Genomic DNA, 26939 nt, shown 5'->3' on the forward strand with positions numbered 1-26939 from the left:
GACCTAACCGAGCGCCTGCTTGAGGTCCTCGAGCAGGTCGTCGACGTTCTCGATGCCCACGGACAGGCGCACCAGGTCGGCGGGCACCTCCAGCGCGGAACCGGCCGCCGAGGCGTGGGTCATCCGGCCCGGGTGCTCGATCAGCGACTCGACACCGCCCAGGGACTCGCCGAGGGTGAACACCTTGGCGCGGTTGCAGACCTCGACCGCCGCCTCCTCGCCACCGGTGACCTGGAAGGAGACCATGCCGCCGAAGGCCTTCATCTGCTTGGCGGCGGTCTCGTGACCGGGGTGCTCGGGCAGGCCCGGGTAGAGGACCCGCGTCACGCGCGCGTGCCGGCTCAGCATGTCGGCGACCCTGGTGGCGTTCTCGCTGTGCCGGTCCATGCGCACCGCGAGCGTCTTGGTGCCGCGCAGCACCAGCCACGAGTCGAACGGCCCGGCGACCGCGCCCATCGCGTTCTGGTGGTACGCCAGCTCCTCGCCCAGCGCCTGGTCGGACACGATCAGCGCGCCGCCGACCACGTCCGAGTGACCGCCCATGTACTTCGTCAGCGAGTGCACGACGACGTCCGCGCCGAGCGAGAGCGGCTGCTGGAGGTATGGCGTGGCGAAGGTGTTGTCGACGACGAGGCGGGCGCCCGCGTCGTGGGCGACCTGCGCGACGGCCGCGATGTCGGTGATGCCGAGCAGCGGGTTGGACGGGGTCTCCACCCAGACCGCCTTGGTCTTCGGGGTGATCGCGGCGCGCACGGCCGACGGGTCGCTGGTGTCGGCTACGGACCACTCCACTCCCCACCGGGAGACGACCTTCGCGAACAGCCGGAACGTGCCACCGTACGCGTCGTTCGGGATGACCACGTGGTCGCCGGGGCTGAGCAGGGTGCGCAGCAGGGCGTCCTCGGCCGCGAGCCCGGACGCGAACGCGAGCCCGCGGCGCCCGCCCTCCAGCGCTGCGAGGTTCTCTTCCAGGGCGGTCCTGGTCGGGTTGGCGCTACGGCTGTACTCGTAGCCGCCGCGCAGGCCGCCGACGCCGTCCTGCTTGTAGGTCGAGACCTGGTAGATCGGCGGTACGACCGCACCGGTGAGGGGGTCCGCCGTGTTGCCCGCGTGGATGGCGAGCGTCTCGAAGTGCTGACTGATGTGCCTGTCGCTCATGGGTACTGAGCCTAGTGCTCACGCGCCCGGAAGGAGCGGGGGGAGCCGTGCGGCGAGCCCCCCGCGGCCCGTGGCCGCGCCCCGGACCCACGTTGTCCACAGGTCGCGACCACCGGTTGGCCAATTGTCGGCGCTGTCTGGTTCGCTTGACGCATGGCGATTCTCTGGGCCCTGATGGCGCTGCTCCTGCTGAGCTTTGTGCTGCTCCCCGTCCTGCGGCGGCGGCGCGGCATGATCGAGCAGGTGCACCCGGGCCACCCGGACGCCGCCGACCCGGCGGACTACGGCTTCGTGCGCGAGGAGGACCTGGACATCCGGATGCCCGGCCCCGACCAGGACCTGCTCGACGTCCTCGACGTCGTGCAGCGCACCCAGGACTACCGCGCGGCCTCGCAGCTGCTCGCGGGCACGGAGATCGCGGGCGAGCTGCGCTGGCAGCGGGTGCAGGCCTTCGCCGGTGCGGCGGCGCTGGAGCTCCAGCAGCGGCCGGGCGGGGTCAGCGAGACGCCGGGCGGGCAGTGGCTGCGGGTGTGGCGCGCGGAGCAGCCCAAGGACGCGGGCGGGGCGGCCGTGCACGCGGAGTTCCTGGTCCAGCAGGCGTGGCGGACGTCGACGCCGGGCACGGACGACTTCCGGATCATCATGGAGGAGGCCAGGGACGCCTGCGGGCAAGCGGCGCTGCTGTCCCCGGGGGACCCGGTGCCGTACCTCGTCGAGCTGTCGGTGGCGCGCGGGCTGAACTACTCGCAGCCGGAGTTCGAGAAGCTGTGGCTGAAGATCCTGGACCGGGCGCCCACGCACATGGGGGCGCATCTCGCGGCCCTGCACTACTGGTGCGAGAAGTGGCACGGCTCGCGCGAGCTGGCGTACTCCTTCGCCGAGGCCGCCGCCGCGCGCGCCCCGCAGGGGTCGCTGCTGGCCGCGATGCCGCTGTTCGCGGTCTTCGAGCACCTCCCCGAGGTGAATCTGGTGGCGAGCTTCTACCAGAGCGAGGTCGTCACCAAGGCGGTCCACGGCGCCCTGCACGCGGTGCACTCGGCCCGCCAGGACGACCCGATGCTCGCGCACGTCCGGCATCTGCTGGTCTTCTTCCTGGTCCGTTCCGAGCGCTGGGCTGAGGCCATGGGCGAGCTGATACGCGTCGACGGGCATGTGGGGGCCCTGCCGTGGACGCTGTCCGCGAACCCGGCCGCCGAGTTCGCCCTCTACCGCGCGCTGGCGGTGGCGGGCTACGAGGCGAACGGCGGAAGCCCGGCGTCGCTGCTCAGCTGAGGGCGCCGGCCGAGAGACACGTCGGACGCCGGCTGCGGGCGAGTGGCGGGCTGGGCGCGCCAGGCGGCGGCAGCCGCCGCTGCTGCTGCCGGACGAGGCTCCACACTCCTTGCGGGGCGCCTGAATTGCCGTCCTGACCTGCGGTACGGCATACTCCGGCATCCCCCCACACCTGCACCACCGCACGAAGCACCCATCCCTTTCCGTCCGTTTCCGTCCGCTTCTGTGCGATCCCGTTCGTTCTTCATGTCGTCGTCGGTTCCCCTTTCTGGGGTCCTGTGGGGGGATCTGCCCGATGGGCGCAACTCTGCGGGCGCTGCGCGCCCTTGTCCTGCTCTGCGGTTTCTATCTGCTGGGACTCGTTCTGCTGACGGCGCTGGCCGCGCTCGACGTGGCCGCGGTCACCTGGGCGCACGGGGCCGTCGCCGGAAAGATCGTGCTGGTCTCGGTGGTGCTGGCGATCCCGGTCGTCCGCGGCATGTTCATGCTCCGCACACCCGAGGGGGACGGTCCGGTCGGCCTCGCCGTCACGGAGGCCGCCGAGCCCCGGCTGTGGGCGCTGGTGAGGGAGCTCGCGACGGCGACGGGCACGCGCGCGCCGGACACCATCGTGCTCACCGGTGACGTCAACGCGGCGGTGAGCGAGCGCCCCCGGCTGCTCGGCCTGCGCCCGGGACCGCGCAGCCTCTACCTGGGCGTACCGCTGCTGACCGGGCTGACCGAGGCCCAGCTCAAGGCCGTACTCGCCCATGAGTACGGCCACTTCACCGGCGGCGACACCCGGCTGTCGGCCCTCGTGGTACGCGGCCGGGTGCAGATCGGCCGGACCGTCGGGCACTTCCACGCGAAGGCCGACGGCAAGGAGGCCGCCGAGCGCGCCCGGCAGCAGCAGGCCGCCGCCAAACGGACCGCGAAGGGCAAGAAGGCCAAGGAGATCGACACCGCCGGCGCCGGGGTCACCTACCGGCTGATGGCGGCGATCTACACGGCGTACGCGAAGCTCTACATGCGGGCCACGCTGTCGACGGCCCGCGCGCAGGAGTACGCCGCCGACCTGGCCGCCGCGCGGATCGCCGGCCGGGACGCCACCGCCTCGGCGCTGCGCGAGATCCCGGTCCTGGCCACGGCGCACGACTTCTATCTGGAGTCGTACGCCACGCTCGGCATCACGGCCCGCCAACTGCCGCCGAGCGGCCAGTTCTTCGGCGGCTTCGGCCGGATGCTGACGGCACGCGAGGCGGAGCTGACGAGGCTGCGGGAGAAGCTGCCGACGGAGCCGACGTCACCGTACGACTCGCATCCGCCGATCGCCGACCGGGTGCTGCGGATCGAGGAGCTGCCCGCCGACGGGCACGGCGGCCGGGACGACGGTCCGGCGCTCGCGCTGCTCGCCGACCCGGCCCGGACCCTGGCGGCGCTGGAGGACGCGGTACTGACCGACGAGGTACGGCAGTTCGAGCGCGCCGGGGAGTGGGAACAGCTGCTGGGCTCCTCGATGGCCGTGGGGCTGGCCTCGCTCGACACCCCGCTGCACCGGGCGCTCGCCTTCTACACCAAGGACCGGCCGACGCTGCCCGCGCTGCTCACGGTGATCGACGACGGTCAGCTGTGGCAGCTGGCCCAGCGGCTGCCGCTGTCCGAGCAGGCGGCGGCCGCGAAGGGCCGGGCGTTCCGGGAGTTCGTACGGCCGGTGCTGCGCGACTCGTTGCAGAGCATGGTGCTGGCGGAGTTCAGCGCGAGGTCGCTGCTGCACTGGGAGTTCTCCTGGTCGCGGCCGGCGTCGGTACGGCTGCCCGGTTCGGCGTCCGACCTCGACGGGGAGGCGGGCACGGAGGCCGCGCTGGCCGCCGCCGTGGACGCCGCGCTGGCCGACCACCCCGACACCGCCCCGCTGCGCGCACTGCTCCCCCCGGCCCCGCAGCCGGCCTGACCCCGAAAGCGACCTTCGATGACTGTTCTGCTGTGGATCCTCGGCATCCTCGCCGTCCCGACGCTGCTCTTCGTGCTGTGGCTGGCCGGGGTGTTCCTCAAGGAGTTCTTCTCCTCGAACCCGTCCGGGTCCGATACCGGGTCCGACAGCGAGGAGGTCCTGGGCGGCCAGGCCGCCGAGCAGGCCGGCCTGCTGCCCGCCGAGCGGCAGAACACGGAGCTCTCAGGGCCACTGCCCGCCGAGTGGGCGACGGCGCTGACGGCCGTGCCCGGTGGTGACTGGCGGCCCGGCGCCGCCCTGCTGGAGGCCATCGGCCGGGACTGGGAGCGCCGCTCGGCCGTCACCTATCTGCTGGCCGAGCGCGCCGCCGAGGCGGACGACTGGCTCCTGGCCTGGGAGAAGGAGCGCCCCGAGGACCCGGACGCGGCGGTGGTGCGGGCGCGCAGCACGGTGATCCTCGCCTGGGAGCTGCGGGGTGCGAAGCGGGCGCGGCACACCACGGAGGAACAGTTCGCGGCGTTCCACCGCACACTGCGGTCGGCTCGTGAGGAGATCACGCGGGCCGCTGCCCTCAACCCCGACGACCCGACGCCGTACATCGCCGAGATATGGGTCGCGCTCGGCCTGGGCTACCCGCACTCCGAGATGGACAGGCTGTGGACGGAGATCACCGCGCGGGCGCCGTACCACTTCGAGGCGCACTTCTCGGCCCTGCAGTTCTGGTGCGCGAAATGGCGTGGTTCGCAGCGGCTGGCCGCCGACTTCGCGGAGCGGGCGGCGGCCGGGGCGCCGCTGGGCAGCCTGCTGACGGCCCTTCCGCTGATAGCCCACTTCGAGCACGACGAGTCCGAGGACACCGCCGCCGACAACACCCCCGAGATGGTGGCGAGGGTGGACGCGGGCCTCACCGACGCGGCGGCGGCCGACCCGGCGCACCCGCGTCTCCCGGAGCTGCGCCATCTCCTTGCCTTCTACCTCCACCTCCAGGATCGGGACGAGGCGGCGCTCGAACAGTTCAGGCTGGTCGACGGGTATGTGAACGCGTTGCCGTGGCGCTATCGGGGCGACCCGGCGGCGTACTACTGCCGGGTCCGGAACACGACGGCGAAGCTGGTGGCGGAGGCGGCCTCGGCGGCGCCGGCGTAAGCGGAATCCGGACGGCACCGGACCCAGCGTGGCCGCTGGGCCGGATGCCGTGTCCGGGACGCGTACCGGGTCGGCCCGTCGGGAAGCCCGGCCGATCGCCGGCCGACGTCAGGCGTCAGGCGTCAGGCGTCAGGCGTCAGGCGTCAGGCGTCAGGCGTCAGGCGTCAGGCGTCAGGCGACAGCGCTCTTCCCGGCCCTCGTTTCTGTCACACCCATGCCACTCCCGGGGATCCCGCGGTCCGCCTGGAGCCCTCCTGGGTTCGTCACGCGGCGCCACGGAGAGAACAATGGGACCCCCGGCGCCGTGTGAGGTGAGGGTGATGCCCGCTTGGCACCTGCGTGAATATCACGAAGACGATCTTGACCAGGCCATCGACATCTGGGATCAGAGCCGCCGGGCCGACGAGGACCAGGTGTTCGCGGTTTCCGAGGTCATGACGGCGGCCAAGGCCGGACAACCGGCGGTCGTCGCAGTTGTCGGCGATGAACTGGTCGGCATGGCCGTGGCACAGGCGTACGGAAAGCGGGGGTGGATCCTCCTGGTGGCGCTCGCCTCCCGCTGGCGCGAGCGCGGGATCGGGAGCGCCCTGCTCTGCGATCTCGAGCGGCGCCTGCGGGCACTGGGCGTGCGCCACATCAGCGCACTGCTGCCCGCCGACGCGGCAGGGGCAAAGGCTCTGGAGAACTCCGGCTACCGATTCCGCGACGGGCTCACCTACTACGAGAAACTCGAACCCGTCGAGACCGCCAACGCGGAGGTCCTCACGGCGCTGGGCGGGCGCATGCTGCCCGAGGGGCTCTGGAACGCCATGGCCGGCATGGAGCAGGAGAAGCAGGTCGTCGAACGCCGTGTCGTGCTCCCGCTGACCGAACCGGTGCTGGCAGACCGTTACGACGTCGTCCCACCCAAGGCGATCATCCTGTTCGGCCCGCCAGGTACCGGAAAGACAAGTTTCGCCAAAGCGGTCGCCTCACGGCTCGGCTGGCCGTTCGTGGAGCTCTTCCCCTCACGGCTGGCGGCCGACACGAGCGAGGGCCTGGCCGTGGCACTGCGGGAGGTCTTCGCGGACCTGGCGGAACTGGACTCGGTCCTTCTCTTCATCGACGAGGTCGAGGAGATCGCCGGTGCGCGCTCCGGCAAGGCGGTCGATCCCGGGCACGGCGTGACCAACGAGCTGCTCAAGCTCATCCCCATCTTCCGCGAGCACGACGCGCGGCTGCTGGCCTGCGCCACCAACTCGGTTCGCTCTCTCGACGCGGCGTTCCTGCGGCCGGGCCGGTTCGACTACGTCATCCCCATCGGCCCGCCGGACGCGACCGCCCGCGCGGCGATCTGGAGCCGTTATCTCAGGTCCTCCGCCGGGTCGGTGGATATCGCCCAACTCGTCCGGGCGAGCGAGCTGTTCACCCCGGCCGACATCGAATTCGCCGCCCGCAAGGGCGCCCAGGCGGCATTCGAGCGCGAAGTCACCCATCGTCAAGACCGACCGGCCACGACCGACGACTACATGACCGCCATCGCCGACACGCGACCGACCCTCACCGCCCAGGCCATCCGGGAGTTCGCGGAGGACATCGACAAGTACCGCCGCCTCTGACACGGAGCCCACGCCCGGCCGACGTCAACAGCGGTGGCCTTCCACTCCGGCCTGTCCCCCATGTGCCCGACGAGCCTCACGCCGACTCCCCCGGATGACCGATCGCTTGGCGATGTACGCGGCAGTACGGCGGTACGAAGAGGTGGCCGATTCAGCCGAGGCCGCACGTCTCGTGAACGAGGGGTTCGTGCCGCTCATGCGCCAGATCTCCGGCTTCGTGGCCTACCGGATCGACTGAGCGTCGTTCGGGCCGACGGCCGACGTGCGGGACGCGGCGGGCGGCCGGACAATAGTGGGGCGGGGCGCTTGAACTCTGCTGCCGGTCCTCGTCGCAGGGTCACACGGATCTGCGTCGTACGCCCCTCGCAGCCCTCCCGGTCAGCGCTCCGCTTCGCGGCGCGTGAGCAGAAGGGTGCTCGAGCATGGGCGGCATCAACGGACCGGCTCTTGAGAGTCTGCGTGAGGCACTGCGGGGACCCGTCCTCGCTCCGGGAGAAGCGGGTTATGACGAGGCCCGCAGCATCTACAACGCCATGATCGACCGGCGTCCGGCAGTGATCGCGGGGTGCGTCGACGTGGCGGACGTACGGACGGCGCTCTCGTTCGCCCAGGACACCGGGCTGGAGCTGACGGTGCGTGGCGGCGGACACAGCGGTCCGGGGCTGTGTGTGGTCGACGACGCGCTGATGCTCGACCTGACGCCGATGCGCTGGGTGGACGTCGACCCGCAGACGAGGACCGCGCGCGTGGGCGGCGGAAGCCAGTGGGGCGACCTCGACCACGCGACCCACACGTTCGGCCTGGCCACTCCGGCCGGGATCGTGTCGACCACCGGCGTCGGCGGTCTCACCCTCGGCGGTGGGCACGGGCATCTGACCCGCAGGTACGGCCTGACCATCGACAACCTGCTGTCCGCCGACGTGGTCCTCGCCGACGGCACGTTCGTCACCGCATCGGAGAACGACCACCCGGACCTGTTCTGGGCGCTGCGGGGCGGCGGCGGCAACTTCGGGGTGGTCACGTCGTTCACCTTCCAGCTGCACCCCGTGGACACCGTCGGCCTCGGGGTGACCGTCTGGCCCGTCGACCGCACCCGTGAAGTGCTCCAGTGGTACCGGGAGTTCCTGCCCGGTGCGCCCGAGGAGCTCAGCGGCTTCTTCGCCCTCATGACGGTGCCGCCCGGGCCGCCCTTCCCCGAGCCGATCCACGGACGGAAGGTGTGTGGCGTGGTGTGGTGCTACACAGGTGACCTGGAAGGGGATCGCCTGGAGAAGGCGTTGACCGTCGTGAACGCGCCCGGGCCGCCGGTGTTCCACTTCACCACTCCCATGCCCTACCCCGCCCTGCAGAGCATGTTTGACGGGCTGATGCCGAAGGGGCTGCAGTGGTACTGGCGCGGCGATTTCTTCGACGCCGTCCCCGACGACGCCATCGCCGTACACGAGACGTACGGCCAGAACCTCCCAACCGGCCTGTCCACGATGCACCTGTACCCGATCGACGGGGCCACCCGCCGGGTCGATGCCGACGACACGGCCTGGGCCTATCGACATGCCACGTGGTCCGGCGTCATCGCGGGCATCGACCCCGAGCCCGCCAACGCCGGCCTGGTCCGCCAGTGGTGCACCGACTACTGGAGTGATCTGCACCCCTATTCCATGGGCGGCGCCTACATCAACTTCCTTGGCGAGGAGGAAAGCGCCGACCGGGTCCGGGGTACGTACCGTGAACACTACGACCGGCTCGCCGCGATCAAGCACACGTACGACCCCGACAACTTCTTCCACGCCAACCAGAACATCCCACCCGCCACCTCGTGAGGATCAACACGCGACGGCCTTCTGGTCCAACGAGCTCGTGGGGGACGACCTCCGAAGGCGAGGTCATCCGGCAGTACCTCGTGACCGCGAGTGAGCCGGCACGAGTCGAGTTGGCCGAGTTCACCCTGCGCCCTGCGCTGTGCGCGCCCACCAGCCCCTGAGGGGACCGGAACCGGTCCGCGGGCAGCCGGGCAGGAGCGGCGCTGGTGGCAGCGACGCAGCTGACGCCGCGCAGCACGCCGGGCCTAGACCAGCCTGGACACCGCCGGAGGGAAAGGGCCGTGAACACGGCTTGAGGTGGATCAAGCCGTCGTTCCTGCGGCTGGCGGCGGGCGCACCCGGCCCCGCAAGCGCGGAGACGGCCCGGCTGCGGGGCGTCGGCCGGTCGGCCTCCGCCCTCGTGCCGGGCCGTCTCGTGGTCAGCTCTCCGTGCGGGCCGGGAGGCGCCAGCCCGGGCGCGGGAAGTGGCAGGTGTAGCCGTCCGGGTAGCGCTCCAGGTAGTCCTGGTGCTCGGGCTCGGCCTCCCAGAAGGGTCCGACCGGCTCCACCTCGGTGACGACCTTGCCCGGCCAGAGTCCGGAGGCGTCCACGTCCGCGATGGTGTCCTCGGCGATCCGCTTCTGCTCGTCGTCCACGTAGTAGATCGCCGAGCGGTAGCTGAGGCCGATGTCGTTGCCCTGACGGTTCTTGGTGCTCGGGTCGTGGATCTGGAAGAAGAACTCCAGGATCGCGCGGTAATCGGTCTTCTCGGGGTCGAAGAGGATCTCGATGGCCTCCGCGTGCGTGCCGTGGTTGCGGTACGTCGCGTTCGGCACGTCACCCCCGGTGTATCCGACGCGGGTCCCCGTCACGCCGGGGAGCCGGCGGATCAGGTCCTGCATCCCCCAGAAGCATCCGCCCGCCAGTACGGCCCTCTGCGTCTGCGCAGCCATTACGGACCCTCCAATTTCTGTCAGCTCGGTCACTCGGGCTGTTCGGCTCGCACATCACCGGCGTCCCGCGCCCACTCCCCACAACGCGCGAGGGCCCTGGGCGATTCCGCGCCCGCCCCGCCCGGCCTCGCGGCCCCCGTCCCCCGGTCCCCGCGGTCATGCAGTGAGTGAGCACCGTTCACGCCGCCCCCCGGACCGATCCTGCTGGAAGGCCCCCTTGTGACAGCGCCGATGCTCTGCGTGACGGGTTCTGGCCGGTCTGGTTCCGGGCCGCCTTCCGGGTCCGCGCCGACGGTGAGCCCCGGAGAGACCGGAGAGACCCGGGGACCGTGGTCCCGCCGCGCCGGGAATTGGGTTGCGTCGCTGTGTGCCGGGGGGCTGAATGGCCGGTATGGCCGACATTCATGGCTCCTACGACGAGTTGTTCGCCGCTGTGCCCACCATGCTCCTTGGACTGCTGGACGAGGGGGATGTGGGAGGTGCCGTCGCCGTCTTCGTGGACGGGGAGGCCGTGGTCGACGTGTGGGGCGGGTTCGCCGACGCGGGCCGGAGTGTGCCCTGGGAGCGGGACACGATCGTCAACGTGTTCTCCGTGACCAAGACGATGACCGCGTTGTGCGCGCTCGTCCTGATCGACCGGGGTGAGCTGGATCCCGACGCGCCGGTCGCCCGGTACTGGCCCGAGTTCGCCGCGGCGGGGAAGGAGCGCGTGCTCGTACGGCATCTGCTCTCGCACACCGCCGGGCTGCCCGACTGGGAGGGGCCGACAGAGGAGCTGTACGACTGGACGACGGCCACGGCCCGGCTCGCCGGGACGGCTCCGCAGTGGGAGCCGGGGACGGCGGCCGGGTATCACTCGCTCACCCAGGGGTTCCTGGTGGGTGAGGTGGTGCGCCGGATCACCGGGCGGACCCTGGGCGAGTTCTTCGCCGCCGAGGTGGCCGGCCCGCTGGACGCCGACTTCCATATCGGGCTGGTCGCCGAGCACGACCGGCGGGTGGCGCTCACCGTGCCGCCGCCGGGCAGGGACGAGGACTACGCGGCCGGTGCACGGGACAGCGACGTGAAACGCCCCGGCGTCGCCACCCTGCGCGTCCGGGACGGCAACAGCCTGGCCTGGCGGCGCGCCCAGATCCCCGCGGCCAGCGGCTTCGGCAACGCCCGCGCCATCGCCCTCGTCCAGTCCCTGCTCGCCTGCGGGGGAACGGTCGGCGGGGTGCGGGTGCTGTCGCCGGCGGGGTGCGAACAAGCCCGGGAGGTGCAGTTCGACGGTGCCGACCGCGTCCTGGGCATGCCGTCCCGGTACGGCCTGGGCTACGGCCTGTTCGGGAGCGCCCTGGGCTGGGGCGGCTGGGGCGGCGCACTGGTCTGGGTCGACCCGGACGAGCGGATGACGATCGCCTACGTGACGAACCAGATGCGCGAACCGGCGACCGACAACCGGGCTCTCGAGCTGGTCATGGCCGCGCAGGACGGGATCAAGGGCCTGCGCGGGTGACCGCGTCGCACCGCCGTGACGGCGAACCCCGGGCCCTGACCGGCGGGGTCTTTCTCGTCGGTGGGGGCTGGGACGCGCCCGAGGTGTACGCACCGCTGCTGCGGGCCGCGGGTGCGGGCGGCCGTCGTATCGGGTGCCTGATCGTCGACGAGGGGGACGGCGAGGAGCAGTTCGCGCGGTACGCGCCGGGTCAGCCGCCGCTGCCGTAGGGCCGGGTGAGGATTTCCAGGCGGTGGCCGTTGGGGTCGTCGAAGTAGGTGCCGCGGCCGCCGTCGTTGGTGTTGATCTCGCCGGGTCGGCTGTGGGACGGGTCGGCCCAGTAGGTGAGGCCGGTGTCCCGGACGCGGGTGAAGATCTCGTCGAAGTCGTCCTCGGAGACCAGGAACGCGTAGTGCTGCGGCGGGATGTTCCCGGGGCTCTCCATGTAGTCGAGGGTGACGCCGTTCGGCAGGGCGACCGGGACGAACGGGCCGTATTCCGGGCTGACTTCAAGACCGAGGATGTCGGCCAGGAACCTCGCGGACGCGTGCTTGTCGTGTGCGGCGACGATGGTGTGGTTCAGGTTCACGGTCATCGTGGGACCTCCTCCTGTCCAACGTACCCCCGGCACCGGTTAAGGTAAGGCTTGCCTTAGCCGTTGATCGGGAGACCTGGTTGTGCGTGCGTCGAGAATGAAGGCCGTCCTGGCCATATCCGCCGTGTCCGTGGTGGGCGGCCTCCTGGCCGGCTGCGGCTCCTCCGCCGCTGACGACGACGCCGCCTCGTCGCATGCCGACGGGACCGTCAACAAGGTCGCCGGCGCCTCCGAAGGCCCCTCCGCCGCGCCGAGCGCCCTCGCCGACGGCATGGGCTCGGACACCGCGACCGACGGCCTCTTCCCGCGCACGGTCACGCACTTCGAGGGCCGGACCACCATCAAGGCGCGGCCGAAGCGGATCGCCGTGCTCTCCACCGGACAGCTCGACGACCTGCTCACCCTCGGCATCGTCCCGGCCGCCGGCACCCGCGCCGAGAACGCCGGGCTCGTCCCCGACTACCTGGCCGACGCCTTCCCGCAGGACAAGCGGAACCTCGCCGCGATGACCGACGCGGGCACCCGCAACGCGCCCAACCTGGAGTCACTGGCCACCGCCAGGCCCGACCTGATCCTGGCCAACGACTCGCTCGGCGACTTCTACCCCAGCTGTCGAAGATCGCGCCCACCGTGGTCACCGCCGGCCAGGGCATCAACTGGAAGCGCGACCTGCTGCTGGTCGGGGACGCCGTCGGCAAGGGGCAGGAGGCGCGGGAACTCCTCGACGACATCGTCGGCAACGCGAAGAAGAGCGGCACCGCTCTCGACTCCGCCACCACGGTGTCCATGGTCCGCTTCACGCCCGACCGCACCCGGATGTTCGGTGTGTCCTCCTTCACCGGCTCGATAGCCGTCGACATGGGCCTCTCCCGCCCCAAGTCCCAGCAGTTCAACGCCATTTCGCAGGACATCAGCGCCGAGAAGGTCGATGTCGCCGACGGTGACTGGATCTTCTACTCCGTGCAGGGCGACGCCGCCAGGACCGACGCGGGCAGCACGCTGGCCGGGCCGCTGTGGAGGTCCATGAAGGCGGTCAAGGCCGGTCACACCGTGCAGGTCGACGACGACCCCTGGTACCTCAACGCCGGTCCCACGGCCGCGCGTCTGGTCGTACGACAGCTCGCCGAGCGCCTCCGGTAAGTGCGCCGCGCCCTCGTCTGGCCGACGGCCGCCCTCGTGGTGGCCGTCGTCGCCGTACTCAGCCTCGCCGTCGGCACCCGTGCCGTATCGCCGGCGACGGTGTTCGACGCCCTGCTGCACGGCGGGAACTCACCCGACGCGCTCGTGGTGCGCTCCCTGCGGCTGCCCCGCACCGAGATCGGCCTCACCGCGGGCGCCGCGCTCGGCCTGGCCGGCGCCGCGCTCCAGGCGGTCACCCGCAATCCGCTCGCCGACCCCGGGATCCTCGGGCTGAGCCAGGGCGCGGCGGCGGGGGTCGTGCTCGCCATCGTCTTCGGCGGCTCCGCGTACGGCTTCGGGGCGTACGTCTGGTACGCCTTCACCGGCGCCGTCCTCGCCGCGTGCCTGGTGTACGGGATCGCCTCGCGCGGGCGGGGCGGGGCGTCGCCGGTGAAGCTGGCGCTGGCCGGTACGGCCCTGTCCGCGATGACCGCGGGGGCCACGACGGTCGTCCTCACCTCCAGTTCCGCCACGCTGGACGAGTTCCGGTTCTGGCAGGTGGGGGCGCTCAGCGGACGGGACACGGGGACGGTCGTACGGATGCTGCCGTTTCTGGCGGTGGGGGCGGGGCTGGTGCTGGCCTGCGCCAGGGGGCTCGACGCGTTGGCGCTGGGCGACGAGACGGCTCGGGCGCTGGGGCATCGGGTGCATGTCGTACGGGGGTGCGCGGCGCTGGGGGCCACGCTGCTGACCGCTTCCGCGGTGGCGGCGGCCGGGCCGATCGCGTTCGTGGGGCTGGTGGTGCCGCATCTGGCGCGGCGGGTGGTGCGGGGCGGGGGTTATGCGCGCGTGCTGCCGTTGTCGGGGCTGCTGGGGGCGGGGTTGTTGCTCGCCGCGGATGTACTGGGCCGGGTGGTACGGGCTCCTGCGGAGGTGCCGGCCGGGGTGATGACGGCGTTGGTGGGGGTGCCGGTGCTGGTGGGGCTGGTACGGAGGAAAGGGGCGTGAGGCGTACCCGGGGTGGGGGGCGGCGGGTGTCGCTAACCGGCGTCGGCCGGGTGCCGCCGCGCCCACCCTCCCCCACTCTCGGCTTCGCTCGAGCGGGGGGACCCCCATCGCCCTGCGGCATGCCTGCCCGCAGCTGGGTGGCTGAAGAGGAGGCGGCTGGGCAGCGCCCCTTCAGGGGCGCGGGGCTGTACCGGTCTGCGGGTCCGCCGCGGGGCGCGACCAGCCCCCACCGGCCCGCAGGGACGTTCGAGCTGCGCCCCCACCGGCCCGCAGGGACATACGTGCTGCGCCCCCATCCCCGCTTCTCCCTCCTCCTCCACAGGCGGTCCATGATCGTCGCCCTCGCACTGCTCTTCGGCCTCCTCCTCGCCATGGCCTCCTCCGCCTCCCTGGGCCACAGCTACATCCCCCCGGCCGACGTCTGGCGCACCCTCCGCGGCGCTCCCACCCCCTACGACCTGGTCGTCAACGAGCTGCGGGTCCCCCGGATCGTGCTCGGCGCCCTCGTCGGTGTCTGCCTGGGCCTCGCCGGGGCGCTCGTGCAGACCGTCACCCGGAACCCGCTCGCCAGCCCCGACGTCATCGGCGTCGGGCACGGCGCCGCCGCCGCGACCGTGCTCGCGCTGGCCACCGGAACCGTCGCCTCGCCCGGCGCGATGCCGCTCGTCGCCGTCGGCGGCGGGCTGGCCGCCGCCGCTCTGGTGTACGCCCTCGCCTGGCGGCACGGCATGCAGCCCAGCCGCTTCGTGCTCACCGGCGTCGGTATCGGCGTCGCGCTGTCCGCCGTCGTCCAGCTGTATCTCACCGACAGCGAGCTGGACGCGGCCGAGCAGGTCAAGCTGTGGCTGACGGGCAGTCTCAACGGCCGCGGGTGGGACCAGGCCGGCCCGCTCGCCGTCGTCCTGCTACTCGCCCTGCCGGGGCTGGTGTGGGCGGCCCGGGCCGCGCGGCCCCTCGGTCTCGACCCCGACACCGCCGCCGCCCTCGGCCTCCCCGTCGACCGGGCCCGCCTCGGCCTCACGCTTCTCGGCGTGGTGCTCGCCGCCACCGCCACCGGGGCCGCCGGGCCGATCGGGTTCGTCGCGCTGACCGCGCCGCAGCTGGCCCGGCGGCTCACCCGCACGCCTCAGCTGCCGCTGGTCTGCTCGGCGTTGACGGGCGGCCTGGTGCTGGTGACCGCCGACCTGGTGGCCCGCACCCTGGTGCCTCCGCTGGAGATCCCGGTGGGTGCGCTCACCTCCCTGGTCGGCGGTCCCTATCTGCTCTGGCTCCTCGGCCGGAAGCAGAGACGGTGACTCAGATCGTCGCCGTGTCGATCACGAAGCGGTAGCGGACGTCGCTGTTGACGACCCGCTCGTAGGCCTCGTTGACCTGGTCCGCGTCGATCAGTTCGATCTCGGCGCCCAGGTTGTGCTCGGCGCAGAAGTCCAGCATCTCCTGGGTCTCCTGGATACCGCCGATGCCGGAGCTGCTCAGGACGCGACGGTTGCCGAAGACGGAGGAGAGCAGGATGTGCACCGGCTCCTCCGGGATGCCGACGTTCACCATCGCGCCGTCGGTGCGCAGCAGCGACAGGTACGCGTCGAAGTCGAGCGGCGCCGACACCGTGTTGAGGATGATGTCGAACGTGCCCTTGAGGTCCTCGAAGGTCTTCGGGTCGCTGGTCGCCCGGTAGTCCGTGGCGCCCAGCTTCAGGCCGTCGTCCTTCTTGCGGAGCGACTGGGACAGGACGGTGACCTCCGCGCCGAGGGCAGCGGCGATCTTGACGCCCATGTGTCCCAGGCCGCCGAGGCCGACGACCGCGACCTTCTTGCCGGGACCCGCGTTCCAGTGCTTCAGCGGGGAGTAGGTGGTGATGCCGGCGCACAGCAGCGGGGCGGCGACGTCGAGGGAGAGGCCGTCGGGGATGCGGACGACGTAGTTCTCGTCGACGACGATCTTCTGCGAGTAGCCGCCGTAGGTCGGCTGCCCGTCCTTGCCGACGGCGTTGTACGTCCAGGTCGGACCGCCGCCGGTGCAGTACTGCTGGAGACCGGCCTTGCAGTTGTCGCACTCACGGCAGGAGTCGACCATGCAGCCGACGCCCACCCGGTCCCCCACCGCGTACCGGGTGACACCCGGGCCGACCTCGGAGACGACGCCCGCGATCTCGTGGCCGGGCACCATCGGGAAGATCGCCGTGCCCCAGCCCTCGCGGGCCTGGTGGATGTCGGAGTGACAGATACCGGCGAACTCGATGTCGATGAGGACGTCGAATTCACCGACCGCGCGCCGCTCGATCGTGGTCCGCTCCAGCGGGGCCTTCGCGGCGGGCGCGGCGTAAGCAGCAACAGTGGTCATGAGGGGGGTTCTCCTAGGGGTGTGTTCGTACCCGGTCGCCTTCTTCCCGGGCACACATCCAGGCTCCTCCACGCTACGTCCGCCACCCAGCCCCCGCGTCTGCGTACGTCTGGCGTGCCTACCACTGGCGGGGTCAGGTTCGCGTGCGTACGACCGTGAATACTGGACGTATGGAAGAGCAGCCCCCGACCTCCCCCTCGCCGCCCCTGGACCGGCGTGCCGAGCTCAGCGAGTTCCTGCGCACCCGGCGGGCCCGGCTGCGTCCCGGCGACGTGGGGCTGCCGGACTTCGGGCGGCACCGCAGGGTGCCGGGGCTGCGGCGCGAGGAGCTGGCGCAGCTGGCCGGGGTCTCGGTGGCGTACTACACGCGCCTGGAACAGGGCAACGGGCGGAACGTGTCGGCGGAGGTGCTGGACGCGATCGCCCGCGCGCTGCGGCTCTCCGACGCCGAGCACGCGCATCTCATGCACCTCGCCAAGGGCAAGCAGCACAAGAAGAAGGCGTCGGCGCGGCCGCAGCAGGTGCGGCCGGCGCTGGGGCAGCTGCTGGAGGCCATGGAGGGTGTGCCGGCGTACGTCGGGGGGCGCCGCTCGGACATCCTGGCGTGGAACGGGATGGCGGCGGCGGTCTTCGGTGACTGGTCGCAGCTGCCGGTCACGGAGCGCAACTGGGCGCGGCTGGTGTTCCTGCGGCCCGAGTACCGCGATCTCTTCGTCGAGTGGGAGCAGAAGGCGATCGACATCGTCTGTCTGCTGCGGATGGACGCGGGCTGCTTTCCCGACGACACCCGGCTGTCCGCGCTGGTCGGCGAGCTCTCGGTGAAGAGCGAGGAGTTCCGCCGGCTGTGGGCGACGCACGACGTCAAGGAGAAGAGCCACGGGGTGAAGCGACTGCACCACCCTCTGGTGGGCGAGCTGTACCTCAGCTACGAGTCGTTCCGGATGCCGGACGACCCGGACCAGTGCCTGGTCACCTATCACGCGGAGCCGGGCTCGGCGTCGGCTCAGGCGCTGCGGCTGCTGGCCAGCTGGGGCACGGACGCGACCCGGGTCGCCGCCCCCTGACCCGACCCCGGGCAGGAGGAACGGCCCGCCGGAAGCCGCGCTTCCGACGGGCCGCTCGCTGTGGACCCACTCAGCGGCTACGGCTCACTTGGCGTAGTACGCGTTGTAGATCGAGATCGTCGACTTGTTGCCCTTCTTGTCGGCGATCTTGGCGTGGAACGAGATGGCCTTGCCCTTGGCCGGGTTCTTGACGGTGATCTTGCCGTGGCTGACCGTCAGCTTCTTCCAGGTCCGGCCGTAGTCGTACGACACGTAGACCGAGAGGGACTTCAGGTTGCGGCCGGCGGCCGAGCCCTCGACGGTGACCGGGAAGGTGACCTTCTTGCCCGCCTCGACGCGGCTGTCCGACCCGGTGTTGGCACCGAAGTGGACGGTGGAGGCCGGGAGCTTGGCCGGGACGCCGCCGGCCGGCTTCTTCGAGTGGAAGGTCCAGCTCGCGTCGATCCGCGTGGAGGCGGCGGCGACCTTGACCGAGCGGATGACCGAGGTGGTCAGCTTGTACTCGGCGTCGGCGGACGGCACGGTGAAGGCGTCGCCGCCGAACAGCGGGTCCTTGTTGGAGCCCACCTTGGTGCCGTTGCGGTACAGGGTGGTGTTCACCGACAGGAAGTCGGAGGACCCGGCGTGCTTGGCGCTGTCGGAGAACAGCGGGACGAAGCCGGAGATCTGGTTGGCGTCGCGGTACAGACCGAAATCGCTGGTCAGATGCGGGCCGAAGATCGCCCTGTTGAAGGTGTTCTGGTAGCTCTTGCCCGCCTTGAACTTCTGCGGATCGCTCGTGTAGAAGGCGTCGGCGATCGGCAGGCCCTGGGCGTCATGGCCGCTGAACTGGGTGAAGTCGAAGCCCCACAGGGCGCCGTCGACGGTGGAGACGTGGACGGTGCGGGTGCCGGGCAGCTTCTGCTCCACGGCACCGCCCATCACCATGTCCTCACCGACGATGCCCCACGGGCTGACCGAGCCGGTCTTGCCGGGAGCGGAGCCGCCGAGGCTGTTCTTGACCGTGGCGAACTCGCCGGCCTTGAAGTGCCGGACCTTGCCGCCCTGGATCTTCTTGACCTGGGCGCTGGTGGCGACGTCGTACTCCTCGCCCGCGCCCTTGGTGAACTGGCCGCTCCAGGTCTGGAACAGACCGCTCGCGACCTCGCCGCCCAGCGGGGCCATCCGGATCTTGTCGAAGGTGTCGAAGCCGACCCCGAACCCGATGCCCGCCGGGTCGTACATGTAGTCGATCGTCGCGAAGCCCGGCTTCGCCTGCGCGTCCGGCACGGTGATGTCGGCCGCCTTGGTGGTGCGGGCGTCGACGGTGACCGTGAGGTCATGGGTGACGCTCAGCTTGGGCTGGACCAGCCAGTCGAGACCCCCGTCGAAGGTGGTGAGGTCCTTCGCGATCCAGGCGTCGAGCAGGTACGTGCCCTTCGGCACCCGGATCGTGGTGGTCCCGGAGTCGGCCGGCACCGCGTAGGCGCGGCCGTCGCCGAGTCCTGAGTAGCCCACCAGGGCGGTGTCGTGGACACCGGTCGGATTGCCGTCGCGCCCGATGTGCTTGACGGTGACGCTGTACGACTGCACCTCACGCTGCACCGCGGCCGCCGTACGGACGCTCTGGCCGTCGCCGGTCGCCGTGACGTACGCCGAGTAGGCGCCGTCCAGGGTGCCGCCCAGCTTGGTGTTCACGGTGACGTCGACGGCGGCCGTGCCGCCCGCCGGGACGGTCACCTTGGTCGCGCCCAGCTTGAAGAAGCCGGCCGGGGCCGCCGCGCCCTTGGGGTCGGTGCCGCTCGCCGCGAGGCTGAGGGTGACGTCCTTGGTGCCGAGGTTGCGGTAGGTGAGCTGCTTGGTGACCGGGGTGTCGTCGGTGTGCGGCCACTGCTGCACGCCGAAGTTGACCGACACCGGCTCGGCGACCACGGTCTGCTTGATGGCCTTGTCGACCGCGATACGGCCCGAACCCTGCTCGAACGGCGTGTACTTGCCGCCCTTGGCGGAGCCGGTCAGTGCGGCCTTCAGCTGCTGGTAGCCCCAGTCGGGGTGCTCCTGCTTCAGGATCGCGGCGGCGCCGGCGACATGCGGGGTCGCCATCGACGTACCCGAGATGGTCAGGTAGCCGGGCGGGTTCTCGCCGACCTCCTGGTCGATGAGACTCCCCTTGGCCGCCGCCGCGGTGATGTCGACGCCGGGCGCGGTGACGTCCGGCTTGATGGTGCCCTCGGCGCTGGGGCCGGTGGAGGAGAAGTCGGCGAGCTTGTCGTTGCCGTCGACGGCGCCGACGGTGAGCGCGGCCTCCGCGCTGCCCGGCGAACCGATGGATTCGGGGCCCTCGTTGCCCGCGGCGATCGCGAACAGGACGCCCTTCTCGTTGGAGAGCTTGTTCACCTCGGCTTCGAGCGGGTCGATCTCCGGGGTGTCGTAGCCGCCCAGGCTGAGGTTGACGACATCGGCGCCCTCGGCCGCCGCCCACTCCATGCCGGCCAGGATGCCGGAGTCGTCACCGGAGCCGGAGTCGTCCAGGACCTTGCCGTTGAGGATCTTCGCACCGGGCGCGACACCGGTGTACTTGCCGTGCGACTTGGCGCCGGTGCCCGCCGCGATGGAGGCGACGTGCGTGCCGTGACCGAAGTGGTCCGAGGCGTCGGCCGCCGTGGTGAAGTTCTTGGACTCGATCACCTGGTCCTTGAGGTCCGGGTGGGTCGCGTCGACACCGGTGTCCAGGACGGCGATCTTGACGCCCTTGCCGTTGTAGCCGGCCGCCCACGCCTTGGGGGCGCCGATCTGCGGCACGGACTTGTCGAGGCTGGCCTTGCGGACGCCGTCGAGCCAGACGTGCGCGATGCCGGCGGCGGCCTTGTCCCCGTTGGTGACCGCGTCCCACAGTTCCGGCGTGTCCTTGACCGGGGTCTGCACGGCGTCGGCGTTGAGCGTCTTGAGGCTGTGCCGCAGGGTGCCCGCGTCGCGGACGTCCGCCTTGGCGGCGCCGGCGGCGCCCTGGTACCCGACGATGACCTTCACGCCGTTCTTCTGCGCCTTGCGGGTCGCGGCCTTGTTCAGCTCGGTGACGTCGAACAGCCGTTGGTCCACCTTGCCGGAGGAGACCAGCCGGACGGCGTCACCGGGGACGACGAGGGTGTGCCCGTCGACCTTGCGGATCTGGAAGGGTATGTGCTCGCGTCCCTCGGCCCGCTCCAGGCCGACGACCCGGCCCTTGGCGTCGAGTGCGACCCGGTCACCGGTGATCAGGGTGACGTGGTTTCTGCCGGCGAACGACGAGGCGGCCGCGGCGGTGCGCTGCTCCGGCTTCGCCGACGCCGGGCTGGTCATGCCTGCGGCGAGGGCGACGGCTGCTGCCGTGGCCACCGTGGCCGCGGCAGCTCTTTTCACTTGTCTGCGCAAGACTCCCCCTGGGAGACGGTGTACCGGGCGAATTCCCCATTCACCCGGCCGGGGGCAGTCCCGTACGCATATACGTCAACCCCCCGGAACACGGAGTATGCCGGGGGGCGATCAGTGGGCTCAATAGATGAGAGACCGGTAAGAGATGTACAGGAGAACTGTTACGCGCCGGGGCAGACACTGTTACCCAACTGCGCGGTTGTGCGCGGGAGTTCGATGCTAGGTGCCGTCAGCCCGTGACGCACCTCACGCGCCCGCGTTCTCCTTGACGGTGATCTTTCCCTTGCGGATGGTCGCCAGCCGCGGGGCCTTCTTCGCGATCGCGGAGTCGTGGGTGACCATGATGAAGGTCAGCCCGTGCTCCTTCCACATGCGCTCCAGTACGTCCATGATCTCGTCACGCATGCCCTCGTCGAGGTTGCCGGTGGGCTCGTCGGCGAGCAGCACCTTGGGCTGCTTGACGAGGGCCCGGGCGATGGCGACGCGCTGCTGCTGGCCGCCGGACATCTCGCCGGGGAGGTGGCCGAGGCGCTCGCCGAGACCGACGGAGGTCAGTGCCTCGGCGGCACGCTCCCGGCGGTCCTTGGCCTTGACGCCGAGCGGGACGAGGGCGGTCTCGACGTTCTCCTGGGCGGTGAGCGTCGGGATCAGGTTGAAGGACTGGAAGACGAAACCGATGTTCTCGCTGCGGACCCGGGTCAGCTTGGTCTCGGAGAGCTTGGCCAGGTCGGTGCCGTCCAGGACGATTTCGCCGGAGGTCGGCCGGTCCAGGCCGCCGAGCATCTGCAGGAGGGTGGACTTGCCGCCGCCGGTGGGGCCCTGGATGACCAGGCGGTCGCCGTCGGAGATGGTGAGGTCGATGCCGTCGAGGGCGCGGACGGTGTCCTTGCCTCGGGAGTAGAGCTTGGTGACGTTTCTGAGTTCGTACATGGTGACTCCTGGAGGGTTTGGAGTGGGGCGGCTTCGTCATTGGCTGCGGGTGGGTGGGGGCTGGTCGCGCAGGTCCCCGCGCCCCTTACGGGGCGCTGCGGTTGCGGGCGCCTTGTCAGCTCACCCAGCTGCGGGCAGTCGTGCCGCTGGGGCGATGGGGGTCCCCCCGCTCGAGCGAAGCCGAGAGTGGGGGAGGGTGGGCGCGGCGGCACCCTGCCGGCGCCGGTAAGCGACACCCCCCGCCCCAGCCACAACCGGCGCCGGCTACTCCACGCGCCGCAGCGCATCCGCAGGCCGCAGCCTCGACGCGCGCCAGCCGCCGAACGCACCCGCGATCAGGCCGCCGGCCACCGCCAGCCCCACCGCGACCGCGATCGTCGTCACGCTGACCGGTGCCGTCAGGGCGACCTCCAGCGTCTTGGCGGCCTGCCGGCCGCCGCCGAAGCCACCGCCACCGCCGCCGCCGAAGCCGCCTCCGCCGCCGGGACCGCCGGCGGCGTTGCCGCCGCCACCGCCACCGCTGCCGAGGGAAGCGTCCAGGGTCGGGCTGATCTCGGTGACGACGTACGCGCCCGCGAGACCGAGCGCGATACCGAGCGCGCCGCCGACCAGGCCGTTGACCATGGCCTCGCCGATGACCTGCCCGGTGACCCGGCGGGACTTCCAGCCCAGCGCCTTCAGCGTGCCGAACTCGCGGACCCGGCGGGAGACCGCCGAGGAGGTCAGCAGTCCGGCGACCAGGAACGCGGCCACGAGCACCGCGATGGACAGCCACTTGCCGACGTTGGTGGCGAGCGAGGACGCCGTGGAGAGGGAGCCGGAGACGGTGTCCGCGAGGTCGGCGGAGGTGGTGACCGTCGTACCCGAGACGTTCTTCTGGATGGTCGACTTGACGGCCGAGATCTGCTTGGAGTCGGTCGCCTGGACGTAGATCGTGGTGACCTTGTTCTTCTCGTCTGCCAGCGTCTGCGCCTGCTTCAGCGGCATGTACAGGTTGGCCGCCGCGTCACCGCTGTCGGCCGTCGCGATGCCGATGATCGTGTACTTGACCTTGTTGATGGTGACGGTCGAACCGACCTTGTACTTCTTCTCCTTGGCGTACGCCGAGTCGGCGACCAGCACCTTGGCGTTGGTCTCGGTGGTCTTGAAGGTACGGCCGCTGGTGATCTTCGACGAGGTCAGCGGGCCGATCCCGGTCTGGGTGACGTCGGTGCCGTAGACGGTGTACGAGTTGACGTCGAAGTTGGCGCCGCCGCCCTGGACTTCACCCTGCGGCGCGCCGGTGCCACCACCGCCGCGGCTGCCGCCGGTGCCGCCGGAGCCCTGGTTCTGCTGGAACTGACCCCGGGTGAACTGGCCGCTGATCTTGACCACGTTGAGGTTCAGCCCGCCGACCGCGGTCGCGACGCCCTTCTGGTCGCCGACCTTGGTGACGGTGGAGGAGGCGAGGGTGGTGAAACCCTGCACCATGACGCGGTCACTGCTCTGCGTGCTCGACGAACCGTTGTTCTGCGCGTCGAAGTTGAAGCGGGGCCGCTGGGAGGCGCTCGTGGACGCCGACGCGGCCTTGGTGACGGTCATGTCCGTACCCAGGCCGTAGAGCGACTGGAGGACCTTGTCCTGCGCCTTCCCCATGCCGTTGGACACGGAGTTGACCACGATGACCAGTGCGATGCCCAGCGCGAGGCCGGAGGCGACGACGAGAGCCGCCTTTCTGCGGCGGCGCAGTTCGCGCCTCAGGTAGGTGAAGAACATGACCGCAAGGTAGGGACACACCGTGATGGCTCGATAAGGCCGAAATAAGAGAAGCATGAGAAGGCTGTGGCGGCCCCCAGAAATGCCGATGCCGCCCCGGGGGGCGGCATCGGCGAGCTGTGTGGCGACTGTGCGTCAGACGGCCGAACCGGCCTTCCAGTCGGCCCAGTTCAGGTTCCAGCCGTTGAGGCCGTTGTCGGGGGCCACGGTCTTGTCGCCGGTGTTGGAGATGACCACCACGTCACCGACGATGGAGTGGCTGTACATCCAGTAGGCGGGCGTGCTGGTGTCGTTGGCGCCCTTGGTGTCGGACAGGCCGACACAGCCGTGGCTGGTGTTCACGGCACCGAAGATGGACTTGGCGCCCCAGTAGTTGCCGTGCAGGAAGGTGCCGGAGCTGGTGAGGCGGATGGCGTGCGGTACGTCCTTGATGTCGTACTCGCCCTTGCCGTCGCTGTCGGTGAAGCCCACGGTCGCGCCGTTCATGCGCGTCTCCTTGAACTTCTCGGACATCACCATGATGCCGTTGTACGTCTTGTTCTCGGGCGAACCAGCCGAGATCGGGATGGTCTTGACGGTCTTCCCGTCCTGGGTGATCTTCATCTCCTTGGTCTTGGCGTCGACGTAGGAGACCTGGTTGCGGCCGATGTGGAAGGTGACCGTCTTCTGCTGGACGCCGTAGACACCGGAGGCGCCCTGCACACCGTCGAGTGCCAGCTTCAGCGTGACGGTGGAGTTCTCCTTCCAGTAGTCCTCGGGACGGCAGTCCATGCGCTGGGTGGAGAACCAGTGGCAGGCGACCTCCTGGCCGCTGCTGGAGGTGACCGTGATGCCCTTCTGGACGGCGGCCTTGTCGGTGATCTGCTTGTCGAAGTTGATCGACACGGGCATGCCGACGCCGACGGTCGAGCCGTCCTCCGGCGTGAAGGTACCTATGAAGCTGTTGGCCGGGGAGACCGTGGTGAAGGACGCGTTCTCGTGGGCGACCAGGCCGGCGGAGTCCTTGGCCTCGGCGGCGACCTTGTAGGTGGTGGAGCGCTCCAGCTGGGCGGAGGGCTTCCAGGTCGTCTTGTCGGCGGACAGGGCGCCGGTGACCGCGGTGCCGTCGGCGGTGGTCATGGTCACGCGGGTGAGCGTGCCCTTGCTGACGGTGACGGCGGCGGAGTTGTTGATGGAGGCGTTGCTGGAGCCGTCCTTGGGCGTGATCGTGATGTCGGCCTGGGACGACTTCTTCGCCGCCGCCTGGTCCGACTGGGCCTGCGAGCTCTCACCGCTGCCGGACGCCTTGTCGTCGCTTCCGGAACACGCCGTGAGCACCAGCACACCGCCGAGCAGTGCGGACGCGGCCACCAGGCCCTTGCGCCGCTTACTGTCCGTCATCACACGCTTCTCCATCGTTGCCGAATCCGCGAACACACCGAGAGTCCCCGTCAAGAACGTTCAACGCTACGGCCGCCGCGTCCCGTTCCACATTCCAGAGAGGTGTGGGGCACACCACGTCCACCGAGGCGGCCGGTGCGGCAGGGGTCGGTCCGTGCGCTGTCCGAGACGACGAAACCCCGGACGGCGGTTGCCGTCCGGGGTCACTGGTTCCCCGGATCGTTCAGCCGATGTCGTCCTCTTCCTCGTCGCCCTCGCCATCATCTTCGTCGAGATCCCAGTCCGGCGAATCCGGATCGTAGGAAACGTGCTCGCTGGACCAGGAGGCCTGCTGGAGTTCGACCCCGGGCACCTCGCTGACCAGGTCGAACGGGTCGACCAGGTAGGCGAGGGCCTCGGCGGTGTCTTCCGTCACAGCGGCCTCGGCGTGCACACGCTCCTCGCCGGGCAGCTCGGGATCCTCCGCGATCCGCCGCAGCGCGGCCTTGGTGACCTCGCCGGCGTCCTCGACTTCGAGGACCAGCTCCACCCGAAGCCGTACAAAACGTGATGTCTCTGGAGTGCTCATGCCCGGAGCGTACGACCGAAACCTCCCGTGACTTTCCCGTGACCCGCGATTTTCACTAACATCGCCCCACACGGCCAATTCGCCAGCGTCACAAGGGGATCGATATTCCGTGTCATCCGTTCGCCGCCCGTTGCTGACCGCCACCGCCGCAGGCACGCTCCTGTGTGCGCTGTGGTTCGTCCCGTCCGCCAACGCGTCGCAGGACACCCCGGCGAGAACCGGCACGTCGGAGAGCACGACGACGCAGGTCACCCAGCAGGCCAAGGCGCTGTCCGAGGCCACCTCCGAGGCGGCCGGGGACGCCGGTCAACTCGCCGACACCGGAAGCCCGGACACCACGCCGTACGTCATCGGCGGCACCCTCTTCCTCGCCGTCGGCGCCGGGTTCGTGGTGTATTCGGTACGCCGCGAACGGCTGGAATTTTAAACGGCTTGACCGATCCTTGACCGAGGACTCACAGTCCTCTCATGAAGAGATCATCGGGCGTGCGGATATGCACCCTCGCCGCCGGCGGCGCACTGTCCCTCGCCCTCATCACGGGCTGCTCCGACGGGAGTTCGAAGGACTCGGCCGCCACCGCGGACTCCGCCTCCACGGACTCCGCCTCCGCCGTCAAGGCGTTGAGCACCGCGGAGTTGAAGCAGCGGATCCTCGCGCAGGGCGAGGTGGACGGTTACAAGGTCAACGCGATCGGCGCGGCCGCGCCGACCCGCGGCAAGATCAAGGCGAGCGACGAGAAGTGCCGCCCGCTGGCCTACGTCCTCACCGGCCTCGCACCGGCCGACGCGGCCACGGAGATCGGCCGCACGGTCCGCGAGGACAAGAAGGACCCGACCGACGACGCGACCTCCCTCGACGACTTGGCCGACGGAAAGTTCGAGGACGCGCTCAAGGACTCGCTGAACCTGGACGTCACGTCCCTCGACCTGTCGTCGTACGACGGGAACGGCGCACAGCAGGCGCTGAAGGCCCTCTCCGCGGCGGTCAAGGACTGCGCGACCGGCTTCACGGGCGGCGCGGCCGGCGACGAGCAGAAGGTCACGAAGGTCACCGCGACCAAGCCCTCGGGCACCGGCGACGAGTCGGTGGCGTTCACCGCGGTCACGGAGATGGACGGCGACAAGGGCCCCCTGCACGCGGAGGTGGTACGCCACGGCAACACGCTCGCGACGTACTACACGATGAACATCGGCGCGATGATGTCCGGAAAGACGTACACGGTACCGACCCCGGTGATCAAGGCCCAGTCGGCGAAGTTGAAGTAACGCGCAACTCCCCGCGCACTTTTGACGGCGCGGGGAACTCCGCTTTTTGGGGGCGCGGGGAACTGCGCGACCAGCCCCCACACACCCGCACCCGACGACGCGGGAGACTCCCCATCTTGGGGGCGCGGGGAACTCCGCTTCTTGGGGGCGCGGGGAACTGCGCGACCAGCCCCCACACACCCGCACCCGGC

At 70.6% G+C, this 26939-nt stretch carries 23 protein-coding genes; 14 read left to right on the forward strand and 9 right to left on the reverse strand.

The genetic code is table 11. The features are described 5' to 3' along the window. Nucleotides 1–3 precede the first annotated feature (3 nt). Nucleotides 4–1158 carry a cystathionine gamma-synthase gene (locus AB0N16_RS08030; protein ID WP_362563321.1) on the reverse strand — a complete coding sequence of 385 codons (1155 nt, stop codon included), beginning with the start codon at nucleotides 1156–1158 and terminating at the stop codon, nucleotides 4–6. A gap of 153 nt (nucleotides 1159–1311) precedes the next feature. Here AB0N16_RS08030 and AB0N16_RS08035 point away from each other — a divergent pair, with 153 nt between their 5' ends. From AB0N16_RS08035 to AB0N16_RS08060, 6 genes are all read left to right on the forward strand, one after another. Continuing rightward, on the forward strand, nucleotides 1312–2430 hold the full coding sequence (locus tag AB0N16_RS08035) for a hypothetical protein (RefSeq protein ID WP_365794292.1): 1119 nt from the start codon (nucleotides 1312–1314) through the stop codon (nucleotides 2428–2430). Nucleotides 2431–2725: 295 nt separating this feature from the next. Beyond that, nucleotides 2726–4360 carry a M48 family metallopeptidase gene (locus AB0N16_RS08040; protein ID WP_365794294.1) on the forward strand — a complete coding sequence of 545 codons (1635 nt, stop codon included), beginning with the start codon at nucleotides 2726–2728 and terminating at the stop codon, nucleotides 4358–4360. An 18-nt stretch (nucleotides 4361–4378) separates the two neighbouring features. Next, a complete protein-coding gene (locus AB0N16_RS08045; protein WP_365794296.1) occupies nucleotides 4379–5506 on the forward strand; it encodes a hypothetical protein in 1128 nt (375 codons plus the stop codon). Nucleotides 5507–5826: 320 nt separating this feature from the next. After that, nucleotides 5827–7104, forward strand: coding sequence for a GNAT family N-acetyltransferase (locus AB0N16_RS08050; protein WP_365794298.1), 1278 nt, complete (start codon nucleotides 5827–5829; stop codon nucleotides 7102–7104). 94 nt (nucleotides 7105–7198) lie between these two features. After that, entirely contained in the window at nucleotides 7199–7342 is a 144-nt protein-coding gene (locus tag AB0N16_RS08055; protein WP_365794300.1) for a hypothetical protein, read from the forward strand. A gap of 184 nt (nucleotides 7343–7526) precedes the next feature. Then, nucleotides 7527–8924, forward strand: a complete 1398-nt coding sequence (locus tag AB0N16_RS08060; RefSeq protein ID WP_365794302.1) for an FAD-binding oxidoreductase — start codon at nucleotides 7527–7529, stop codon at nucleotides 8922–8924. A gap of 419 nt (nucleotides 8925–9343) precedes the next feature. Here AB0N16_RS08060 and msrA read toward each other — a convergent pair whose 3' ends face one another. Beyond that, nucleotides 9344–9856 carry a peptide-methionine (S)-S-oxide reductase MsrA gene (gene msrA / locus AB0N16_RS08065; protein ID WP_351741452.1) on the reverse strand — a complete coding sequence of 171 codons (513 nt, stop codon included), beginning with the start codon at nucleotides 9854–9856 and terminating at the stop codon, nucleotides 9344–9346. Nucleotides 9857–10247: 391 nt separating this feature from the next. Here msrA and AB0N16_RS08070 point away from each other — a divergent pair, with 391 nt between their 5' ends. Further along, nucleotides 10248–11354, forward strand: coding sequence for a serine hydrolase domain-containing protein (locus AB0N16_RS08070; protein ID WP_365794304.1), 1107 nt, complete (start codon nucleotides 10248–10250; stop codon nucleotides 11352–11354). Next, on the forward strand, nucleotides 11351–11563 hold the full coding sequence (locus AB0N16_RS08075) for a hypothetical protein (protein ID WP_365794306.1): 213 nt from the start codon (nucleotides 11351–11353) through the stop codon (nucleotides 11561–11563). Before AB0N16_RS08070 ends, AB0N16_RS08075 begins: the two co-directional genes overlap by 4 nt. On the opposite strand, the gene AB0N16_RS08080 is transcribed toward AB0N16_RS08075, so the two are convergent. Further along, nucleotides 11545–11928, reverse strand: coding sequence for a VOC family protein (locus tag AB0N16_RS08080; RefSeq protein ID WP_365794308.1), 384 nt, complete (start codon nucleotides 11926–11928; stop codon nucleotides 11545–11547). The genes AB0N16_RS08075 and AB0N16_RS08080 overlap by 19 nt on opposite strands. Before the next feature lie 630 nt (nucleotides 11929–12558). Between AB0N16_RS08080 and AB0N16_RS08085 the strand changes: the two genes are divergently transcribed. The 3 genes from AB0N16_RS08085 (at nucleotide 12559) to AB0N16_RS08095 (ending at nucleotide 15350) form a co-directional block, all read left to right on the forward strand. Beyond that, complete coding sequence (locus AB0N16_RS08085; protein WP_365794310.1) at nucleotides 12559–13068, forward strand: ABC transporter substrate-binding protein; 510 nt, start codon at nucleotides 12559–12561, stop codon at nucleotides 13066–13068. Then, on the forward strand, nucleotides 13069–14055 hold the full coding sequence (locus AB0N16_RS08090) for an iron ABC transporter permease (protein WP_365794312.1): 987 nt from the start codon (nucleotides 13069–13071) through the stop codon (nucleotides 14053–14055). It abuts the gene before it with no gap. Between the two features lie 251 nt (nucleotides 14056–14306). Next, nucleotides 14307–15350 (forward strand): iron ABC transporter permease, encoded by a 1044-nt coding sequence (locus AB0N16_RS08095; protein ID WP_365795199.1) that lies wholly within the window; start codon nucleotides 14307–14309, stop codon nucleotides 15348–15350. 1 nt (nucleotide 15351) lies between these two features. Here AB0N16_RS08095 and AB0N16_RS08100 read toward each other — a convergent pair whose 3' ends face one another. Continuing rightward, complete coding sequence (locus tag AB0N16_RS08100) at nucleotides 15352–16395, reverse strand: NAD(P)-dependent alcohol dehydrogenase (protein WP_365794314.1); 1044 nt, start codon at nucleotides 16393–16395, stop codon at nucleotides 15352–15354. Between the two features lie 170 nt (nucleotides 16396–16565). Between AB0N16_RS08100 and AB0N16_RS08105 the strand changes: the two genes are divergently transcribed. Further along, nucleotides 16566–17459, forward strand: coding sequence for a helix-turn-helix transcriptional regulator (locus AB0N16_RS08105; protein ID WP_365794316.1), 894 nt, complete (start codon nucleotides 16566–16568; stop codon nucleotides 17457–17459). Between the two features lie 84 nt (nucleotides 17460–17543). Here AB0N16_RS08105 and AB0N16_RS08110 read toward each other — a convergent pair whose 3' ends face one another. The 5 genes from AB0N16_RS08110 to AB0N16_RS08130 form a co-directional block, all read right to left on the reverse strand. Further along, entirely contained in the window at nucleotides 17544–20837 is a 3294-nt protein-coding gene (locus AB0N16_RS08110) for a S8 family serine peptidase (RefSeq protein ID WP_365794318.1), read from the reverse strand. A gap of 258 nt (nucleotides 20838–21095) precedes the next feature. Then, the gene (locus AB0N16_RS08115; protein ID WP_365794320.1) at nucleotides 21096–21779 is read right to left on the reverse strand and encodes an ABC transporter ATP-binding protein; all 684 of its coding nucleotides are present in this window, start codon (nucleotides 21777–21779) and stop codon (nucleotides 21096–21098) included. A 264-nt stretch (nucleotides 21780–22043) separates the two neighbouring features. Continuing rightward, a complete protein-coding gene (locus AB0N16_RS08120) occupies nucleotides 22044–23534 on the reverse strand; it encodes an ABC transporter permease (RefSeq protein ID WP_365794322.1) in 1491 nt (496 codons plus the stop codon). A gap of 135 nt (nucleotides 23535–23669) precedes the next feature. After that, entirely contained in the window at nucleotides 23670–24914 is a 1245-nt protein-coding gene (locus tag AB0N16_RS08125; RefSeq protein ID WP_365794324.1) for an Ig-like domain-containing protein, read from the reverse strand. Nucleotides 24915–25137: 223 nt separating this feature from the next. Continuing rightward, nucleotides 25138–25482 carry a hypothetical protein gene (locus tag AB0N16_RS08130; protein ID WP_365794326.1) on the reverse strand — a complete coding sequence of 115 codons (345 nt, stop codon included), beginning with the start codon at nucleotides 25480–25482 and terminating at the stop codon, nucleotides 25138–25140. Nucleotides 25483–25591: 109 nt separating this feature from the next. Between AB0N16_RS08130 and AB0N16_RS08135 the strand changes: the two genes are divergently transcribed. Further along, nucleotides 25592–25909 (forward strand): hypothetical protein, encoded by a 318-nt coding sequence (locus AB0N16_RS08135; protein ID WP_365794328.1) that lies wholly within the window; start codon nucleotides 25592–25594, stop codon nucleotides 25907–25909. Nucleotides 25910–25950: 41 nt separating this feature from the next. After that, nucleotides 25951–26748 (forward strand): hypothetical protein, encoded by a 798-nt coding sequence (locus tag AB0N16_RS08140; RefSeq protein WP_365794330.1) that lies wholly within the window; start codon nucleotides 25951–25953, stop codon nucleotides 26746–26748. Nucleotides 26749–26939 lie beyond the last annotated feature (191 nt).

This window comes from Streptomyces sp. NPDC051105 (assembly GCF_040682795.1).
Lineage (GTDB): Bacteria > Actinomycetota > Actinomycetes > Streptomycetales > Streptomycetaceae > Streptomyces.

What these genes read in the sequence shown, in the direction of transcription:
- AB0N16_RS08120 (WP_365794322.1), bottom strand. Translation starts at nt 23,534, where the DNA reads ATGTTCTTCACCTACCTGAGGCGCGAACTGCGCCGCCGCAGAAAGGCG.
- AB0N16_RS08105 (WP_365794316.1), top strand. Translation starts at nt 16,566, where the DNA reads ATGGAAGAGCAGCCCCCGACCTCCCCCTCGCCGCCCCTGGACCGGCGT.
- AB0N16_RS08100 (WP_365794314.1), bottom strand. Translation starts at nt 16,395, where the DNA reads ATGACCACTGTTGCTGCTTACGCCGCGCCCGCCGCGAAGGCCCCGCTG.
- AB0N16_RS08130 (WP_365794326.1), bottom strand. Translation starts at nt 25,482, where the DNA reads ATGAGCACTCCAGAGACATCACGTTTTGTACGGCTTCGGGTGGAGCTG.
- AB0N16_RS08115 (WP_365794320.1), bottom strand. Translation starts at nt 21,779, where the DNA reads ATGTACGAACTCAGAAACGTCACCAAGCTCTACTCCCGAGGCAAGGAC.
- AB0N16_RS08040 (WP_365794294.1), top strand. Translation starts at nt 2,726, where the DNA reads ATGGGCGCAACTCTGCGGGCGCTGCGCGCCCTTGTCCTGCTCTGCGGT.
- msrA (WP_351741452.1), bottom strand. Translation starts at nt 9,856, where the DNA reads ATGGCTGCGCAGACGCAGAGGGCCGTACTGGCGGGCGGATGCTTCTGG.
- AB0N16_RS08050 (WP_365794298.1), top strand. Translation starts at nt 5,827, where the DNA reads ATGCCCGCTTGGCACCTGCGTGAATATCACGAAGACGATCTTGACCAG.
- AB0N16_RS08140 (WP_365794330.1), top strand. Translation starts at nt 25,951, where the DNA reads ATGAAGAGATCATCGGGCGTGCGGATATGCACCCTCGCCGCCGGCGGC.
- AB0N16_RS08125 (WP_365794324.1), bottom strand. Translation starts at nt 24,914, where the DNA reads ATGACGGACAGTAAGCGGCGCAAGGGCCTGGTGGCCGCGTCCGCACTG.
- AB0N16_RS08035 (WP_365794292.1), top strand. Translation starts at nt 1,312, where the DNA reads ATGGCGATTCTCTGGGCCCTGATGGCGCTGCTCCTGCTGAGCTTTGTG.
- AB0N16_RS08070 (WP_365794304.1), top strand. Translation starts at nt 10,248, where the DNA reads ATGGCCGACATTCATGGCTCCTACGACGAGTTGTTCGCCGCTGTGCCC.
- AB0N16_RS08055 (WP_365794300.1), top strand. Translation starts at nt 7,199, where the DNA reads ATGACCGATCGCTTGGCGATGTACGCGGCAGTACGGCGGTACGAAGAG.
- AB0N16_RS08045 (WP_365794296.1), top strand. Translation starts at nt 4,379, where the DNA reads ATGACTGTTCTGCTGTGGATCCTCGGCATCCTCGCCGTCCCGACGCTG.
- AB0N16_RS08060 (WP_365794302.1), top strand. Translation starts at nt 7,527, where the DNA reads ATGGGCGGCATCAACGGACCGGCTCTTGAGAGTCTGCGTGAGGCACTG.
- AB0N16_RS08080 (WP_365794308.1), bottom strand. Translation starts at nt 11,928, where the DNA reads ATGACCGTGAACCTGAACCACACCATCGTCGCCGCACACGACAAGCAC.
- AB0N16_RS08030 (WP_362563321.1), bottom strand. Translation starts at nt 1,158, where the DNA reads ATGAGCGACAGGCACATCAGTCAGCACTTCGAGACGCTCGCCATCCAC.